The following is an 18,135-nucleotide window of genomic DNA, read 5'->3' on the forward strand; positions in this document are numbered from 1 at the left end:
TCATATGCAAAATGTAACACCAATTTATTTGTGCCTGTTCGGATTATTGTTTTTCACAATAGTAACCGCATTCGCCCAGAGTGAAAACGAAAAACCAAATATTATTCTCATTTATGTGGATGACATGGGCTACAACGACCTTGGTTGTTACGGTGCTATAGATCCCGGGATAAAGACCCCAAATATCGATCTGCTGGCAGCAAAGGGGATACGGTTTACAAATTACCTTTCTGCGAGCAATGTTTGTTCACCCAGCAGAGGGGCTGTACTGACAGGCCGATATCCGCAACGGAATGGCTTGCCCGTAACGCCGGGCCCCAATGACAGACCCGGCTTTGACTTGTGGAATGAACATGTAGGACTTCCATTGAGCGAAATTACCGTTGTAGAATTGCTGAAATCGCAGGGATATGCCACCGCGGCTTTTGGAAAATGGCATTTAGGAAAAATGGATGGCTTTGGACCCCGCCAGCAAGGATTCGATGAATACATCGGAAGGCTTCACAATTTTCATATTGGCAGAGCGGGAACCTGGTACCATAATGAAGATCCAGTGGATGAAATAAAGTTTAGTCAGGCGCATCAAAAATTAACCGATGCGACGATTGATTTTATGGAAAGGCAACAACAAAACGATAAACCATTTTTTATCTATCTGGCACATTACCTGGTACATGGTCCCTGGTCGCCCAACAAGGAATTTTGTACGCCAGACGAGTGGGCCTCCTACCAGGAGAAAAAAGGGAAAATGAATCCAAAGATCTTTCCGGCCATGGTAAGAGAACTGGATTATCATGTTGGCCTTGTACTCCAAAAGCTGGAAGAGTTGAACATCGGGAAAGAAACCATGGTGATTTTGGCTTCAGATAACGGTCCCTGGTTACCGGCTGGTTCGGCATTCCCATTTTCCGGCGGTAAATACCAAACCCAGGAAGGAGGCCATCGTGTACCTGCAATTATTCGTTGGCCGGCGGGAATTCCTGCAGAACAGGTGTCGGACCAACTGGTCAGTGCACTGGATATTTTACCTACTATTGCTGCTGCAACAAGAACCTTGCTACCGACCGATCGGAAATACGATGGCTACAACCTGTTGCCAATGATGAGTGGTAAGGAAAAACTAAGCCCCAGAAAAGAATTTGCTTATTACAATGGCCTGACATTGGAAGCGATCAGGCAGGTGGACTGGAAACTTCACCTGCCCCGTGATCCTGATTTGACTGCAAGTTGCGTGTATTGGGCAAAAAGACGAAATAAGAAATTAGCCGCTCCAATGCTTAATAACCTTCAAAGCGATAAAGCAGAAAAAATAGCACTGGATGACCAAAAAAAGATCAATGAGTTAGAAGCGATGGCAGAAATATACCGGGAGGAATTGGGAGACTGGAACAGGAACGGAACGAACCGTCCAAAGTCAACTTACCCCGGAAATTTAAACACGCGAGAGGTAGTTGTGGAAAAATAGGAACGAGTAATATTTATATACCCCTATGATATAATGAAGAATTTAGTTCTAATATTTGGTTTGAGTTTGTTAACAGCAGGTTTAACTTTTAGTCAGGGAACAAACAATGACTATGAGTTTGACACTGAGGATTTAAGTAACATTTTCGATGAGATGGGAATAAATGTATTTAAATTTCCCTTTGAACTTAAAAAAGGAGAATATATTTCCGTGAGTTATGAAATGTATGAAAATGGAAAACGCATAAAACAAAGAAATATTGTTGAAGATATACAAGTTGAAAATGGGCTTAAATTTAATCATCACCATTCTCCAAAAGATACAACCGTATATCATAGACTCTATTTTTATAACAAAGGAGACTCTCTTTTAATGCAATTTGTCGTGCCTGGAATTTCAATTACCGGGAAGGTGGATATAGCAAGGATTGGCCAATCAAGTTTTTCAGCACGCGTCGATATTTTAAAAAATTTACCTCATAAAAGAGAAATAATGTATTATTACGCTAATTACAAAAATAGTGAAAAAGAAAAAGAATCAAAAGGTTGGTTAAACTGCCCGGCTGGAAAATCGAATGAGGAATTAATAGATCGATATGATTTGGTTATTCTTTTCTTTGCAGAACGAATAAATGCACAAAGGGCAAAGCATATCCTGGAAGAAGAGTATTATAAAAATAAGTCCGATGCGAATATTCCAAGTTTATTAACGAATTGAAATACATGAAAAAGGAAATAATATTCAAAGGATATGAGACGGTAAAATTGACTTTTGGGATTGAATTAAATAATTGAAACAAGCATTTTAAAATTTGGATACAGGGGATGGGTGAATTACCCGGTTATAGAACAGGCAGGCGGAGTGCCCATTACAAATAAACATTAAGACGAATGAAAACACTCAATCAAAAATTTTACGGCAGAAGGGAATTAAATGCTGCTAGAAAAAAAGCAATGTACATAGGTGGGATCATTTTATCTCTAATAGGTATGTATGGGGTGTATAAATCGGATTTTGAATTATTCTCATTCTGGAGTATTCTTACTCTTGGTGGAATATTAAATATTATTCAAAGCAAATTTGGAAAAGAATTAATCAAGGAAAAGAATTTCATTTCTCTTAGAAAAGAAGAAATTGAATACAAAAATTCATTTAAGAAGCCCCATAAGATAAAAATTGAAGACTTGCTGGATTTAAGAATTGAAACAGCAAAGGTTGAATTTGTTCAACATGACCAACGGGTTGAATCTTATGATTTCTCTGTTTTTCAAAAACAAGAACTGGATACTATTCATAAAGAGTTAGAAAGAATAAAATCAAACATAAAAAAATAACCATGGTGCCAAGTATTAAACACTTATTATTTGTTCTATTGTCATTCTTAGTAATGTCATGTAATCTCCAAAAACAGGGAAAAGATAAAAAACCAAACTTCATTATCATCTTCACCGATGACCAGGGTTATCAGGATTTGGGCTGTTTTGGTTCGCCAAACATAAAAACCCCAAACGTGGATAAAATGGCAGCTGAGGGAATGAAGTTGACCAATTTTTATGCCCAAACGGTATGTGGCCCATCACGGGCTGCCTTGATGACCGGCTGCTATCCTATGCGGAATGCGCGTAACGATAATGGTGTTGCGCCCCATCCAAAATTGTCATTGAGCGAGGTAACCATTGCTGAGGTTTTGAAACCTGCAGGATATGCTACTTGTATGATTGGTAAATGGGATTTGGCAGGGCATAACCCCGAAAAATTTAATCCCGACCTTTTACCTGTTCATCAAGGTTTTGATTATTCTTTTTTTACACCGGGCAGTAATGATCAGCGAGTGCACCTGCTACGAAATAAAGAAGTTGTTGAGTTAAATGCAGATATGTCCACGCTTACACGACGATATACCGACGAAGCAATGGCTTTTATAGAAAAGCAAAAGGACCGTCCTTTCTTCCTTTATCTGGCGCATACCATGCCGCATACCAAATTGGCGGTTTCCGACGATTTTAAGGGTAAATCGGAAGGGGGGCTCTATGGCGATGTGATTGAAGAAATAGATTTTAACGTAGGGCGCATATTGTCCAAGCTGAAAGAAAGCGGATTAGATGAAGATACCTATGTGATTTATACCAGTGATAATGGCCCCTGGTGGATTAAAAAAGAGCACGGTGGGCACGCCGAGCCCTTGCGAGGCGCAAAAACCTCGGCTTGGGAAGGAGGCTTGCGTGTTCCGTTCATTATCCGTGCACCAGGAAAAGTGCCTGCCCAAACCACATCGGACCAGCTCACTGCCACCATTGACTTATTGCCTACCATTGCCCAAATTGCGGGAGCGGAAATCCCTACGGATAGAGTCATTGACGGTCTGGATATTTCAGCCATTTTATATGGGAAATCAAGTTCCCTGGAACGTCCTTATTTCTATTACCAGCATCAGGAATTACGTGCGGTGCGAATGGGAAAATGGAAATTGCATCTACCTCATAATCCCGATTCCAAATCCATAGTTTACAGAAAGTGGCCAATCCATATAGCACCTGAAGACAGGATAATGTTTGATGACTATGTATTGTATGATTTGGATATTGATATAGCAGAAACGACTAATGTGGCCAATGAACATCCCGAAGTAGTTGCAGAATTAAGTAAGCTTCTGGACTGGGCAAAAAAGGATATAGGAGATGTTGAAAAACGAGGCGAAAATGCGCGGCTACTTGGTGATGAGCCATATCTTACGCCCAATGAACTGATACAGGTAAAGTAAAATGGATAACAGTTATTAAACGAATCGAACATGTTTAAATCTCCAATTAAAATTCAGCTGGTCATTTCACTGCTTATTATAGGCAGTTCAATGGCCTTTGGACAAAATCTAAAACTAGCCAATATATTTGGCGACCATATGATTTTGCAAAGAGAAAAAGAAGTTCCTGTTTGGGGGCATAGCGCACCTAAAGACAAGATCACGGTAACATTTGCCGGGCAGAAAAAAACGACGAGAGCCACAGCCGATGGAAAGTGGATGGTTAAGCTAGATCCTTTAAAGGGTTCCGCCAAGGGGCAAGATATGATCGTATCAGGTGAAAGTAAGGTGGTTATTAAAGATATTTTAGTGGGGGAAGTCTGGATCTGTTCCGGCCAATCTAATATGTTTATGTCCGCTTCGTCGATACCCGAAATAAGGGGCTTGGTCCCACTGGTAAAAAATATTAGAAGTTTTAACGTGCAAAACCTGGTAGCCTTAGAGGAACAGGATGAAGTGCAGGGACAATGGAAAGTAACTCACCCCCAAAGTGCGGTAGCCTTTTCATTTGCTTATTTTCTCAATAACCTGGCCAATGTGCCTGTAGGGATCATCCAAACTGCCTGGGGTAGCTCTTCAATAGAGGCCTGGATGCCTAGAAGTATGACCAGGGAACTACCGCATTTTGATACCATAATGAAGGAGTTTGATGCTGATACCTTGCGCGTGGCTAAAATCAATGAATTGGTGCGTCGGTCAGATGCCTGGACAAATCAAGAGAATATCTTTCTAAGACGTCATTCCAATATTATTTACAATGCCATGATGCACCCGCTTATCCCTTTTGCATGCAGGGGACTGGTTTGGTATCAGGGCGAACGTAACACGCGTTATCTGTCGGGCCTGCCGGAGGTTAGTGAAAAAGATTGGTTTCACCGGGTATGCGGGATGAAGGATTATGACGAAGTGCTCAAAAAATGGATACTGAATTACCGCAGGCAATGGCAGGACGACAAGATGCATTTTATGGTAATTATGCTACCGGGTTATGGTAAGGGACCGCAGACCAAGCAAGCCATAGATCCTGAAAGCCCCACCGAACCTTCCTGGGCCTGGATGCGCGAATCCCAATTGGCATCACTGGATTTGCCGAACACTTCAGTAGTAAACACCATCGATTTGGGAGATCTGAAAAATATCCACCCACAGGATAAGCTGCCGATCGGACAAAGAGCTGCCCTGTTAGCCACAAAAAATACACTCCATCAAGAAGTTTCGGCCATGGGGCCTACGTTTAAGAGCGTGGACTTACAAGGCGAAAAAATAATCGTTCATTTTAACAATGCCTCCGGGCTAAAAACCACAAACAGCAAAGCCCCATCCGGCTTTTGGATTGCAGATGAAAGCGGGGAGTGGGTGAAGGCAAATGCTGAAATTGTAGGTGAAACGGTAACCTTAAGTTCTCCAAAAATTAAAGAGCCTAAATATATTCGGTATGCTTTTGCTGGAAAACCTACTGTTAATTTGGTGAACAAAAGTGAATTACCGGCTTATCCATTTAGAACAGATAACTGGGATAACTGATCTATGATGGGATAAAGTGAATCAACCTTTAGATGATAAAATATGATGATGAGTAAAATATTGAAATATACCACTGTTTTGCTAAGAAAATTAAGTGTAATTGTCCTGCTGTTTGGTGGCTGTAATATCATAACATCGAAAGCTCAAGATAAACCTAATGTAATCTTAATCCTTGCCGACGATCTAGGTTACAGCGATATAGGCTGTTATGGTGCAAAGCACGTAAAAACACCAAATCTTGATGGGCTTGCAGATCAAGGGCTCCGCTTTACGAATTATCATACCGCAGCTTCTATATGTTCTCCTTCAAGAGCCGCTTTATTAATTGGTGCATATCCCCAGAGAACAGGTTTATACATGGGCATAAATCCCAGGCGCGATGCACACTGGTTTTTGGGGTTGAATCCCGACGAGATTACCATTGCCGAACAATTTAAAAAGCAGGATTATACCACGTTTATGGTGGGTAAATGGCATCTGGGTACCGAAGAAAAATTTTCATGCTTAAACCAAGGCTTCGACGAATATTATGGAATGCCATGTAATTTTGGCCACAGTAAAGAGTTCTATGACGGGAAGGAATTGGTATATGAAGTGACTCCCCTCGAAAAACTGACCAGCTTATATACCGAACGAATATGCACGTTTATTGAAGAGGAAGCCGATAAGCCCTTTTTTTTATTCTATTCGCATAATTACCCGCATACGCCATATAAGGCGGGCAAAAATTTCGTAGGTTCTTCTGGCGATGGCGTTAGAGGCGATGTTATTCAGGAGTTCGACTGGAGTATTGGTGAAATGATAAATTCACTGGAAAAGACCGGTAAATTATCCAATACTATCATCATTTTTACTTCCGACAATGGACCTACCAAAAACAAGTACGCTGTTCCATATCGCGGAACCAAATATGTTTCTCTCGAAGGAGGTCACAGGGTACCCTTTATTATTTCGTGGCCGGAAGGTATTGATAAAGGTGCTATGCTGAATGTTCCGGTATTTTCTTTCGATGTCTTTCCTACACTTTCAGAGATAATTGGAGCAGAAATTCCCAAAGACAGAACGTATGACGGGAAAAGCATTTTGCCGATTTTCAAAGGGGACAGCTCGGTTATAGATCCGGAAAAGCCTTATTATTACTACAACTGTGAAAATTTGCAGGCCGTATCCTATAAGCATTGGAAGTTACACTTGCCCCGTTCCATTGAGCAGATTCCTTTTTGGGATAAAAGTAAAACCGAGTTTATTGACATCGAGAAACCGGTTTTGTACGACCTTTTGAATGATATTCACGAGACTAGGGATGTATCAAGGGAACACCCCGAAATAGTGGAGAAATTATTGAAAATAGCAAAAAAAGCGCGTGAAGAATTAGGCGAGTACAATCAAAGAGGGAGCGGACAGCGTATAACTGGGACTTTATTTCCGGACGTACCGGTTATCAGTCACCCAAGGGATTGGGAAAAGTTACCGGAGAAAAAAAAGGAATTAACCCGTAGAAAATAAAACTCAAATGACACATCAAACAATTAATTTAAATTTGAAAAGTTATAAAATCAACAGCTTTTTGGGATTTATCCTGTTTATTGTTGTTAACACGAATAGTTATGCTCAAGTCTCGTTTGGTGAAAGCCTTTTGTTGCATGACGGATGGTATTTTACTTTGGACAATCCGGAGAATGCGCAGGACCCCGGTTTTAACCATGAGAAGTGGCGTTTGCTCAATGTGCCGCACGACTGGAGTATTGAAGCACCACTCAGCCCTTCCTTATCGAGTTGTACCGGCTATTTGCCCGGGGGAATTGGTTGGTACCGTAAATCGCTTGATTTGTCAGGGCTCACCTTAGACCAAAAAGCCTGGTTGTACTTTGAAGGCGTTTACAACCGAACCGAAGTATATGTAAACGGACAACTGGTGGGCAAGCGTCCCAACGGTTATATCTCGTTCTGTTACGATATTACACCTTTTGTTACCCGTACAAAACACAACGTAATAGCCGTAAAGGTTGATCATAGCCGGGAAGCTGATTCGCGTTGGTATACAGGTTCCGGTATCTATCGCGATGTATATTTGATAACCTCGGGGAAAGTTCATTTTGCACAATGGGGGATACGCTACACGACGCCTGAAGTTTCTGCAAGAAAGGCCAAGGTTTCCGTAAAAATGGAAGTAAAAAACGAATCCGCTGAGACGAAACTTTTGAAATTAGTTAACGAGTTGATTGATTCGGAAGGAAATGTGGTGGCTACTTCAAGTAGGAATCTTGAAATGGCCCCGGAATCCGATAAGCTTGCGGACGCCGAATTGAAAGTCAATAACCCAAAGCTTTGGGGGGTGGATAACCCTTACCTCTATACATTGCAAACCAGGCTGCAAGAGGGGGGCAAGATTATTGATAAAACCGAAACTAAAGTTGGTATCCGAAGTATTCATTTTGATGCCAATACCGGGTTTTACCTGAACGGAAAAGGAATGAAGATCAAGGGGGTCTGTATCCACCACGATGCAGGGTGCCTGGGAAGTGCCGTGCCAAAAGAAGTTTGGAAACGAAGATTACAGAACTTGAAAGATTTGGGCTGCAATGCAATACGAATGAGCCATAACCCCCAGGCTCCTGCGGTGTATGATTTGTGTGATGAGTTGGGCTTATTGGTTAAGGATGAGGCTTTTGATGAATGGGAATATCCCAAACGTAAATGGCTGGTTGGCTGGAATAAAGGCAAACCGGGATATGAAGGTTCCTATGACTTCTTTGAAGAGTGGAGCAGCCGAGATGTGGCCGATATGGTCAGGCGCGACCGCAATCACCCATCCATCATTATGTGGAGTATAGGCAATGAGGTGGATTATCCGAACGACCCTTATTCGCACCCGGTTCTGGATCACGGAAGAATAAAACAAAAGGTATACGGGGGTTATTTGCCCGATGCCCCTCAGGCAGTGCGCTTGGGCGATATCGCCAAAAGGCTTTCGGCGGAGGTGCGCAGGCACGACGGTTCTCGTCCGGTTACAGCCGCTTTGGCCGGTGTAATCATGTCAAACCATACGGAGTACCCGGGTAGCCTGGATGTTTGCGGATACAATTATACCGAGGGACGTTATGCGCTTGACCATGAAGAATATCCTGAGCGCGTGATATATGGCAGTGAAAACGGACATTCAATGGCCGCCTGGAATGCGGTGAAAAACAATGATTTTATTGCGGCACAGTTTTTATGGACAGGCATAGATTATTTGGGTGAATCCGGTGCCTGGCCTGCGCGTGGAGGAAATGGAGGTCTTTTAAACTATGCCGGATTTGTGAAGCCTCGCGGGGAGTTCCGCCGTGCTTTGTGGAGTGAAAAGCCTGTGGCATACCTGGGAACAACTACTTCCAATTCGAATGTTAAAAATTTAACCCGTCGTGCCTGGCCCGCGTGGAACTACCAAAAGGGGGAGATGGTCAAAGTGCTGGCTTTTACAAATTCCGGCAAGGCCAAATTGATGCTAAACGGGCACCAGGTGGGTGATGTGAAAGAATATGATGATGAAACCGGGGTATTTTTCTGGGAAATTCCCTTTGAACCGGGTCAATTGGAAGTGATAGCTGTAAATGAATCCGGGCAAGAGGAAAGTCGTTCTGTTATTCAAACATCTAAGCAGCCCCATGCCATTCAAATCCATTGGGACAAAAAGGAAATTTCAAGAGAAATGGGGGTGGCCCAGATAGAAATCGGCATCGTTGATGAAGATGGTATTCCTGTAGTACTGGCCGACAACGAAATAACCTGTAGGGTTAATGGGCCGGCTAAATTGCTCGGTTTAGAAGCCGGCAACGATCGTGATATGGGAGATTATCGCGACAACAAGCAACGTGTTCACAATGGAAAAATGATAGCCTATATTCAGGCTACCGGTGAGCAAGGGGATGTGGAAGTCACGTTTAGCTCGCCTTGGTTAACAAGTTCAAAATGTACCATTAAAACAAAATAAAAATAAAAGTTTTAGACGAAAATTATATAAACAATCATTAATTAAAATAGAGAATTATAACTATTTTGCAATAACATACAATTCATGTTAAGGAAGTATTGGTACTTTATGGACAAACTGATGTAGGGGATATGGATGAAAATTGAACAAATGTTATGAAAAGTTATTACTTGAAATCTATTTTTGTTATCATATTTTGTTTTTATGTTGGTTTGGCCTATTGCCATTCTTTTAATAAGATTGTCACACAAGAAGGAGAAACTAATTTAAGTGTTCGCCAGATTATGCAGGATAGGCAAGGCTTATTGTGGTTGGCCACTTTTAGTGGGGTGTACGTTTATAATGGCTCCGATAATACTGTCCACTTTAATAAAAATAGTGAGATTGACAATGATGTTACGGCCATAGCGCAGGATAAGAATGGATTTATTTGGATAGGTACGAATAATGGGTTGGCGAAGTATGATCCTCAAACCGAAAAGATAGTTAGTTATAGTCATGACAAGAAGAATCCGCGTTCAATTTCTGATCAAAAAATAAGATGCATCACAGTTGATTCAAATGGGCAAATATGGATTGGAACCAGAGAAGGCGGATTAAATTTATATACTCCGGAAAATGATTCTTTTAAATCGTTTAAAATTGGAAATGGTGAAGGCTATGCAGAGTATATTAAATGCATTTTGTTGGCTAAAAACGGATCAATATGGCTTGGTACGTGGCAAAATGGGGTATACTGTTTATCTGTGTCTAATACAGAAATAAAGTCTGTTACAAACTATCGATCGGAGGATCCATCCAAACGTTTATCGCATAACCATGTTTATTGTCTTTTTGAAGATGCTAATGGAAACATTGTTGCAGGAACTCGTAACGGTTTGAATGTAATAGATCCTGATGAAAAAAAAGTATGTCAGTATCATGTCTCCAAAAAACTCTCGCAAGGTAGAATGACAAACTACATCAGATCCATTTACAAAGATAAGAATGAAAAAATTTGGGTAGGTACCTGGGGAGGTATCGTCATTTGTGATAATTTTTTGGATTTGAAGACTGAAGATGTGGAGCTGGTTTATCACGATAGCAAGTACGCGCATTCTATTTCCAATAATCAAATCATGGATATATTCCAGGATAACTCCGGAAGTGTTTGGATTGGAACGGAAAATGGATTGAACAACTATGATCCATATCAAAATCAGTTTCAGTACATTGGAGGAGACGTGATTAATGACCTTCAGGAACAAACGGCTACTGATTTTTATCCTTATAAAGATGGTGTGCTAATCATGACACTATCTCATGGCATCATTTTTAAAAATGAAAAGTCTAACAGGTACTTTCCGGCAAATAATCAGTTTGCAAAGTATGGAGAGAAATTATATGCTTTACTGGTTGATTCCAAAAATAACGTTTGGGCTGGTACATATAATGGAATGTTGATTAGGATGGATGGTCATAATCAATCATTTAGCGCCTATCGACATTCTGCAAACAATTCTCCCATATATGTATTGGAAGAGTCTGTTGATGGAAATATTCTTGTTGGAACCAGAGGAGAAGGATTAAAACTATTTGATCCTTTAAAAAATACCTTTAAAAAATACGCTGGATTACCAGATGAGGTTGAAGTTAATGACATCCTGATCGATGAAAACGAAAAAATATGGATAATTAGTCAGTATGGTATATATAGGCAAGATGCAAAATATGATGTGTTTGAGCATTATTTACCTGAAAACCATATGGGCAAAACAACTCCAAATGTATTTACCTCCATCGTTGAGTCGGGAAATGGCGGAATATATATCGGGGGCAGAAATGGTTTTTATCAATATGACAAAGGCTTAAACGTGTTTCGGCCTATTGTTTTCGGACAATTAGATCCTTTGTGGGTTACAAATATTCAGGTTGATTCAAAGGATAATCTATGGTTGAACCTGAACTTTAATAAAATAGCCAAAGTTAATCCTGAATTGTCCCAAATTAAGTTTTTTAATGTCAATAATGGGATCAGAAGCAGTCAGTATAACCGGCGTGGTTTTTTTATTGACCATACAGACAAACTTTATTTAAGTGGTTTTGATGATATATATCAGTTTAATACTTCATCTCTTGTGGTTAACAATTATTCGCCAGCTCCTGTTTTTTCCTCTTTAACTGTAAATAACACAGAATTGCATCCCGGAACCGAAATAAATAACCAGGTCATATTAAGTAAAAACATCAACCATCAGAAGGAAATTACCCTGAATCATCGTAATAAAGATTTTACCATAAATTTTATATCAACCTCTTATCTCAATCAAGAAGCAAATCAGTTTAGATATATTCTTCATGGCTATGATAAAGACTGGCATATTGGAAATCAGAAGTTGGCGCACTATACGAATTTATCAGCTGGCAAGTACACTTTTGAGGTATTTAGTGCGAATAACGATGGTATTTGGAGCAAAAACTCAGCTTCACTTCCGATAAGAGTTAAACCATCCCCGTTGTTTAGTAAATGGGCCATTATTCTATATATCGTAGTTCTTGCTTTATTAATTTATCAAATTCGAAAAGTGCTCATCATCCGGTTGCGACTTAAGAATGACCTGCTTATTGAGCGTGTAAAACGTGAAAAGGAAGAAAAGTTTCATCAGGAAAGGTTAAGGTTTTACACAAATATTTCACATGAGTTACGAACACCACTTACTTTAATAATGGGGCCAATAAGGCAGCTTATTGATTATAATAAAAATGATGAAGAGAGAAGTAGGCTTCAACAGTTGATACTTAATAATTCGAATAGGTTATTAAATTTGGTAAACCAGATACTTGATTTTCGGAAATCGCTTTATGAAGGGATGAAAATAAAAGTGACGTACTCAAACATAGTTGCTATAACTGAATCAAATTTGGAGGCTTTCGAATTTATGTCCAAAGAAAAATCGATAGCCACCGAATTTTTCTTTGAAAAAAAGGTGATTAACGGATGGTTTGACCGTGAAAAATTAGATATCATTTTATTTAACCTGTTATCAAATGCTTATAAATACACGCCCGAAATGGGCACGGTGACAGTTGAGCTTAAGGTATTATCATCAGGCGAAGCATTAACGGATCAGCAAGTTGAGATTAGCATAACCAATACGGGTAAAGGAATCGATAAACATTTACATGCAAAGATATTTGAACGTTTTTACCAGACGGATGGTCAAGCTAAATCAACCGGAACAGGAATCGGACTTTCACTTGTAAAAAATCTGGTGGAGTTGCACCATGGTAGCGTGAATGTGGATAGTCAATTAGGCGAGTCAACCACCTTTACGGTTTGCTTACCACTTACCAAACAACCATATGCAGAAGAAGAAATATTTGATTTAGAGAGTGATTTAAACAAGCAAATGAGGCAGGTTATCAATTATGCTGAAAACCAACAGAAAGATGTTAACACCATTGAAAATAAGGATGGTAAACAAAGAATTGTAATTGTTGAAGATAATTATGAATTAAGAGAGTTTTTATACGACTTTTTATCGGAGGAGTATTGTGTTTTTACTGCTAATGATGGCTTAGAAGGTTTAAGTGTTTGTGAAGAACATAGCCCACATCTGATTATCTCAGATATTATGATGGAAAATATGGATGGGTTAGAGTTTTGTAAAAAAATAAAATCAAATCCTGAGATAAGCCACATCCCTGTAATATTAATGACTGCTCTTGCATCCTCCGACATTAAAATGGATGGTTATAAAACAGGTGCCGATGACTATATAACCAAGCCTTTTGAACCCCAATTGTTAAAGGTGCGAATAAAAAATTTAATTAGTAAACTCCATCATCTTAAAAGTGACTATTTACATGATATTAATATCACACCTAAAGAATTAACCTTATCCCAATTAGATGAAGATCTATTAAAAAAGATGATTGAATTAGTGGAGGTAAATCTGGATAATTCGGATTATAATAATGAATTATTATGCCAGGATTTAGGAGTCAGCTACTCATACCTGTACCGAAAAATCAAAAACATTACAGGAACATCGCCTAGTGATTTTGTACAAACATTTCGTTTAAAAAAGGCTGCTCATATGTTAATTAAAACTAAATATAATATATCTGAAGTTGCCTTTAAAGTAGGTTACAATGATGCACTATATTTCAGCAAGTGCTTTAAAAAGCATTTTGGAGAGTCTCCCAGCATATATATAAAAAGACAGAAAATAAAATGTTAACAGTTGGGTTCGACATGTAAATTCTCTTCTGGTTTTATAATTTTCCGGTAATTTATTTTTTAAATCATCCTGCTTTAAGTACTATATAATTGAAAAAGTTCTTGCTTGTTTCATATTCGATTTAACCTTTTTCAAAACAACACAATGCTAGTCACCTACGGGAGTGTATCTAATGCTGATTGATCCTTTTTATAAAGGTTTCGTTTATTCGATATATAGCCGGTACGCAGTTTGGCCACTTGACAATCGAACAGGATCAGGTGCATCCGTAATTTTTATCGAACAATCATTCGCTTGAATTTCAGCCGTTACTTTTTGACTATCACTCTTGAGAAGAATCGTCTGGTTATCCAATATTTTATAATCTGAATAGGTTATAAGTGTAGTTCCAAACGCAATTGATTTAGACGCTTCAAACTCAGCTTTAATTTATTAAGTTACTACGTTCAATAAATTTGGACAGTTAACCTTTGTCGCCGCAGTAAATAAAATAGTTAAAAAAACCATACTCAGTGTAGTTCATTCTTCACGTTCATTAAACGTAGATTGAATATTATATAGGTATTGGGTTAAATATTACATGTTCCCTAATACTATTTAGTCAATTCTCTTCTGGCTTGTAAGTGTCATATATTCAGTGATTAATAGACATTGATTTAATATTGCATGTATCAGATTAAATTTTACATACTTCCAATATGTCTTCTGTTTAAATTTGTGATGTTAATAAATCTTAAAAAATCATTTCGCCTATGTAAAGTAATAAGTCAATCCATCACATCAAGAGAGGTTAAAAATTATTGCAAATAATTTAAACCCGGATTATGTATTGGGGGTTCGTCATGAGCATTGCAAGTACAATAAAACAAGGCATTACTGAAACGAGGCATCACTTGTCCCGATTACTTTCGGGAGCATCGTTCTGGTGAGTTGAAGTGATGCAACGAAGTGTCTTGGTTTAAAGTAATTTCAAGGGGTAATAGAATTTCTAATGCATATTGCGGGTTAAATCCAAGTTATTATGAATATAAATCTAAAATCTATGAAACATTTACCAAAAATTTTTATCACGCTGGTATTATTAGTCAGTTGGACCTCAATATTTGCCCAGCAAATTAATATAACCGGAAAAGTTGTCAGTGATACAAACGAATCAATACCGGGTGTTACCATCGCTATCAAGGGAACATCCACAGGAACCATTACCGGATCCGATGGAAGGTATTCATTGAACGTACCGAACAAATCGTCAATTATTGTTTTCTCTTTTATTGGATTTGAGAGCCAGGAAATAGCAGTTGGTAATCAAACGACAATTAACGTTACACTATTATCTTCTATGCAAAGCCTTGATGAAGTAGTGGCCATTGGATATGGATCTGTAAAAAGAACAGATTTAACCGGGGCTGTGGCTTCTTTAAGCACGAAAAATTTAACAGAACAAAAGAAAACTGATATTGGTCAAGCTATGCAGGGGCGAGTTGCCGGTGTTGATGTAAAAACCAGTAACAATAAACCAGGCGCTCCAATGTCAATTGATATCAGAGGTAATACGGTTATTCAAAACACGAATGAAACGCGTGATGGATTAAGCGATGACTTAGCTGCCGACCTTTCTAAACCATTATATGTGGTGGATGGTGTTTTCTTTGAAGATATTAACATTTTGAACCCTTCGGATATTCAGCAAATGGATATCTTAAAAGATGCGTCGGCTACAGCAATCTATGGAGCAAGAGGTGCGAATGGGGTGGTATTAATTACTACTAAAAACGGTGTTGAAGGAAAAACAAGGTTTACGTACGAGGGTACTGTTGGTGTAAACTCAGTAGCCAATAAACCGGATATGTTTAATGGAGACGAGTATGTTGCTTTTGTTGAAGATGTAATAAGAAGTAGGAATTGGCAAGGGCTATTTGATTTTAATACACCATATTATCCAACTGTTGAAGATTATAATACACTTCCTGTAGATTTTTCAGGCGAATTCAGATCGTCAAATGAAGAAGTGGACAATGTGGCCAACCGTCGTTATACCGATTGGCAGGATGACTACATAGAAACAGGGATTCAAACCAGTCATTCTTTAGGATTGTCTGGAGGAAGCAAAGGGCTAATATATAATGGGTCTATCGGATACTTAAGTAACGAAGGTATCATGGGTAATCAAAAATATGAACGTTACAATTTGAGTGCTTCCATTACCAAAAAGGTATCGGATCAGTTTTCGGTAGGTTTAAAATCTTACTTGTCATTATCAGAGCGCGAAACAGGAAGTAATGAGTTGTTTCGTAGCACATTACGTTTAGCACCTACGGTAAATCCACGTGACCCTGAAGGAAACCTTATTTTGTTCCCTGACGATCAGGATGGACGTTTCTTAAATCCTTATTATGAAGCGTACGAAGATGCATGGTTAAACAATACAAGAACATTGGATGTGATTGCCAATGTATTTTTAAACTATAAACCCGCAAAGTGGTTAAGTTTTAAAACACAATTTGCACCGAATATACGAACTTCCCGCCATGGACAGCAATTCGGATTGTTAACAAAATCAGCAAGAAATGAAGAGTCTCGCACACGTGCGTATTATGATACGTTTTTTAATACGTCTTACACTTGGGACAATATTGCAGATTTTAATTTTGATGTGGCTGATGGACACAATTTAAAAGCCACCTTAATCTCTTCTGTGTATTACAGACAAGATGAAGGTAGCATGATTGAAACCAGAAATTTTGATACGGATGTGTATCAATACTACAACACAGCTGCCGGATTAGATGTGCGAAATTATGCAACGGCCTATGAAAAAGAAACCTTAGCCTCATTTGCCGGTAGATTAAACTATAATATATATGAAAAATACCTATTTACTTTTACAGGTCGATATGATGGGTCATCTAAATTAGCTGCCGGTCATGAGTGGGCATTCTTCCCATCTGTGGCGTTTGCCTGGCGAGCTGGCGAAGAGACTTTTTTACAAGATATATATTGGCTAAACAACCTTAAATTCCGCTTCAGTTATGGAGAATCAGGTAATGACAGCCCGGTAAGCCCGTATCAATCTTTAGCGTTTTTAAATGGAGCAGACTATCCTTTTGGAGACAGCCATGTGAATGGTGTACAAGTAGCCGGGTTGGCCAACTATGATTTGACGTGGGAACGCTCCAAAGAGTTCAACATAGGGGTGGATTTAGGTGTGCTGAAAAATAGAATACGTTTAGGGTTAGAAGTCTATAATAAGAAAACCGTGGATGCCATTTTAGGAAAATCCTTATCGGCTATAACAGGATTTAGTGCGGCCGTTGGTAATTATGGTTCAGTGAGAAATAAAGGTGTGGAAATCACCCTGAACACGACCAATTTACAAACTGAGGACTTTAAGTGGACTACCAGCTTAAACTATGCTCGAAACAAAAACGAAATATTGGAGCTTGATGGTGATTTAGATAAAATTCCTTATGGGAACCATGGCGTACGCCAAATAGGGGAAGCAGTAGATGCTATTTATAATTACGAAATTGTTGGTATTTGGCAGTTGGATGAGGCTGAAGAGGCGCATAGCTACAATAGTTATCCAGGGCAATGGAAATATGCCGATCTTAATGACGATGGTGCTTTAAATGAAGAAGATAAAAAAGTAATTGGATCTATTTCTCCCGATTGGATTGGTGGTATGACCAATACTTTTATGTATAAAAATTTCGATTTAAGTGTGCAAATGTATACCAGGCAGGGAGCATACGGTCATTCAGAATTTTATAACAACTTTGCCCCATGGCAAAACGATAGAGCAAAGTTTAATAAGGTAGATTTAGATTATTGGACGCCTAATAATCAGGATGCCAAATACCCGGCAGCTCATTATGCAAGTACAGGAAATAACTATTATACCGACTACGATTTTGTTAAAATAGGAAACATCGGTTTAGGTTATAATGCTTCACAAGCTTTGTTGGATAAGCTAAAAATGTCGAGCCTAAGGGTAACCTTAGATATTCAAAATCCATTTACGTTTACCGATTATGCCGGACCTGATCCTGAAACCGGTATGGGAAACACCTATAACGCAGGCTATATGATGAAAACAGTATTATTCGGAGTAGAGTTATCGTTCTAATTTTTAAATAAATGAAAGATGAAA

General features: G+C 39.0%; 9 protein-coding genes. All 9 read left to right on the forward strand.

Annotation, left to right across the window (positions count from 1 at the left end):
• The first annotated feature begins 4 nt into the window (after positions 1-4).
• The 9 genes from ACT29I_RS13570 (at position 5) to ACT29I_RS13610 (ending at position 18,111) form a co-directional block, all read left to right on the forward strand.
• Positions 5-1,465 (forward strand): sulfatase-like hydrolase/transferase, encoded by a 1,461-nt coding sequence (locus ACT29I_RS13570; RefSeq protein WP_444793701.1) that lies wholly within the window; start codon positions 5-7, stop codon positions 1,463-1,465.
• A gap of 33 nt (positions 1,466-1,498) precedes the next feature.
• Entirely contained in the window at positions 1,499-2,182 is a 684-nt protein-coding gene (locus ACT29I_RS13575) for a hypothetical protein (RefSeq protein ID WP_430934653.1), read from the forward strand.
• 173 nt (positions 2,183-2,355) lie between these two features.
• Positions 2,356-2,799 carry a hypothetical protein gene (locus tag ACT29I_RS13580; protein ID WP_430934652.1) on the forward strand — a complete coding sequence of 148 codons (444 nt, stop codon included), beginning with the start codon at positions 2,356-2,358 and terminating at the stop codon, positions 2,797-2,799.
• 2 nt (positions 2,800-2,801) lie between these two features.
• Positions 2,802-4,226 (forward strand): sulfatase family protein, encoded by a 1,425-nt coding sequence (locus tag ACT29I_RS13585; protein WP_430934651.1) that lies wholly within the window; start codon positions 2,802-2,804, stop codon positions 4,224-4,226.
• Between the two features lie 30 nt (positions 4,227-4,256).
• Positions 4,257-5,789: a sialate O-acetylesterase gene (locus ACT29I_RS13590; protein ID WP_430934650.1), complete on the forward strand. Its 1,533-nt coding sequence runs from the start codon at positions 4,257-4,259 to the stop codon at positions 5,787-5,789.
• Positions 5,790-5,831: 42 nt separating this feature from the next.
• Positions 5,832-7,295 (forward strand): sulfatase-like hydrolase/transferase, encoded by a 1,464-nt coding sequence (locus tag ACT29I_RS13595; RefSeq protein ID WP_430934649.1) that lies wholly within the window; start codon positions 5,832-5,834, stop codon positions 7,293-7,295.
• Positions 7,296-7,302: 7 nt separating this feature from the next.
• A complete protein-coding gene (locus ACT29I_RS13600; protein ID WP_430934648.1) occupies positions 7,303-9,762 on the forward strand; it encodes a sugar-binding domain-containing protein in 2,460 nt (819 codons plus the stop codon).
• A gap of 155 nt (positions 9,763-9,917) precedes the next feature.
• Positions 9,918-13,985 carry a two-component regulator propeller domain-containing protein gene (locus ACT29I_RS13605; protein ID WP_430934647.1) on the forward strand — a complete coding sequence of 1,356 codons (4,068 nt, stop codon included), beginning with the start codon at positions 9,918-9,920 and terminating at the stop codon, positions 13,983-13,985.
• Between the two features lie 1,042 nt (positions 13,986-15,027).
• A complete protein-coding gene (locus ACT29I_RS13610; RefSeq protein WP_430934646.1) occupies positions 15,028-18,111 on the forward strand; it encodes a SusC/RagA family TonB-linked outer membrane protein in 3,084 nt (1,027 codons plus the stop codon).
• Positions 18,112-18,135: the final 24 nt, after the last annotated feature.

The organism is Saccharicrinis sp. GN24d3, assembly GCF_052400645.1.
Taxonomy (GTDB): domain Bacteria; phylum Bacteroidota; class Bacteroidia; order Bacteroidales; family Marinilabiliaceae; genus Saccharicrinis.

Excerpts from the sequence above, each read along its gene's own strand:
- ACT29I_RS13570 (WP_444793701.1), top strand. The coding sequence starts at position 5 with ATGCAAAATGTAACACCAATTTATTTGTGCCTGTTCGGATTATTGTTT.
- ACT29I_RS13575 (WP_430934653.1), top strand. The coding sequence starts at position 1,499 with ATGAAGAATTTAGTTCTAATATTTGGTTTGAGTTTGTTAACAGCAGGT.
- ACT29I_RS13580 (WP_430934652.1), top strand. The coding sequence starts at position 2,356 with ATGAAAACACTCAATCAAAAATTTTACGGCAGAAGGGAATTAAATGCT.
- ACT29I_RS13585 (WP_430934651.1), top strand. The coding sequence starts at position 2,802 with ATGGTGCCAAGTATTAAACACTTATTATTTGTTCTATTGTCATTCTTA.
- ACT29I_RS13590 (WP_430934650.1), top strand. The coding sequence starts at position 4,257 with ATGTTTAAATCTCCAATTAAAATTCAGCTGGTCATTTCACTGCTTATT.
- ACT29I_RS13595 (WP_430934649.1), top strand. The coding sequence starts at position 5,832 with ATGATGATGAGTAAAATATTGAAATATACCACTGTTTTGCTAAGAAAA.
- ACT29I_RS13600 (WP_430934648.1), top strand. The coding sequence starts at position 7,303 with ATGACACATCAAACAATTAATTTAAATTTGAAAAGTTATAAAATCAAC.
- ACT29I_RS13605 (WP_430934647.1), top strand. The coding sequence starts at position 9,918 with ATGAAAAGTTATTACTTGAAATCTATTTTTGTTATCATATTTTGTTTT.
- ACT29I_RS13610 (WP_430934646.1), top strand. The coding sequence starts at position 15,028 with ATGAAACATTTACCAAAAATTTTTATCACGCTGGTATTATTAGTCAGT.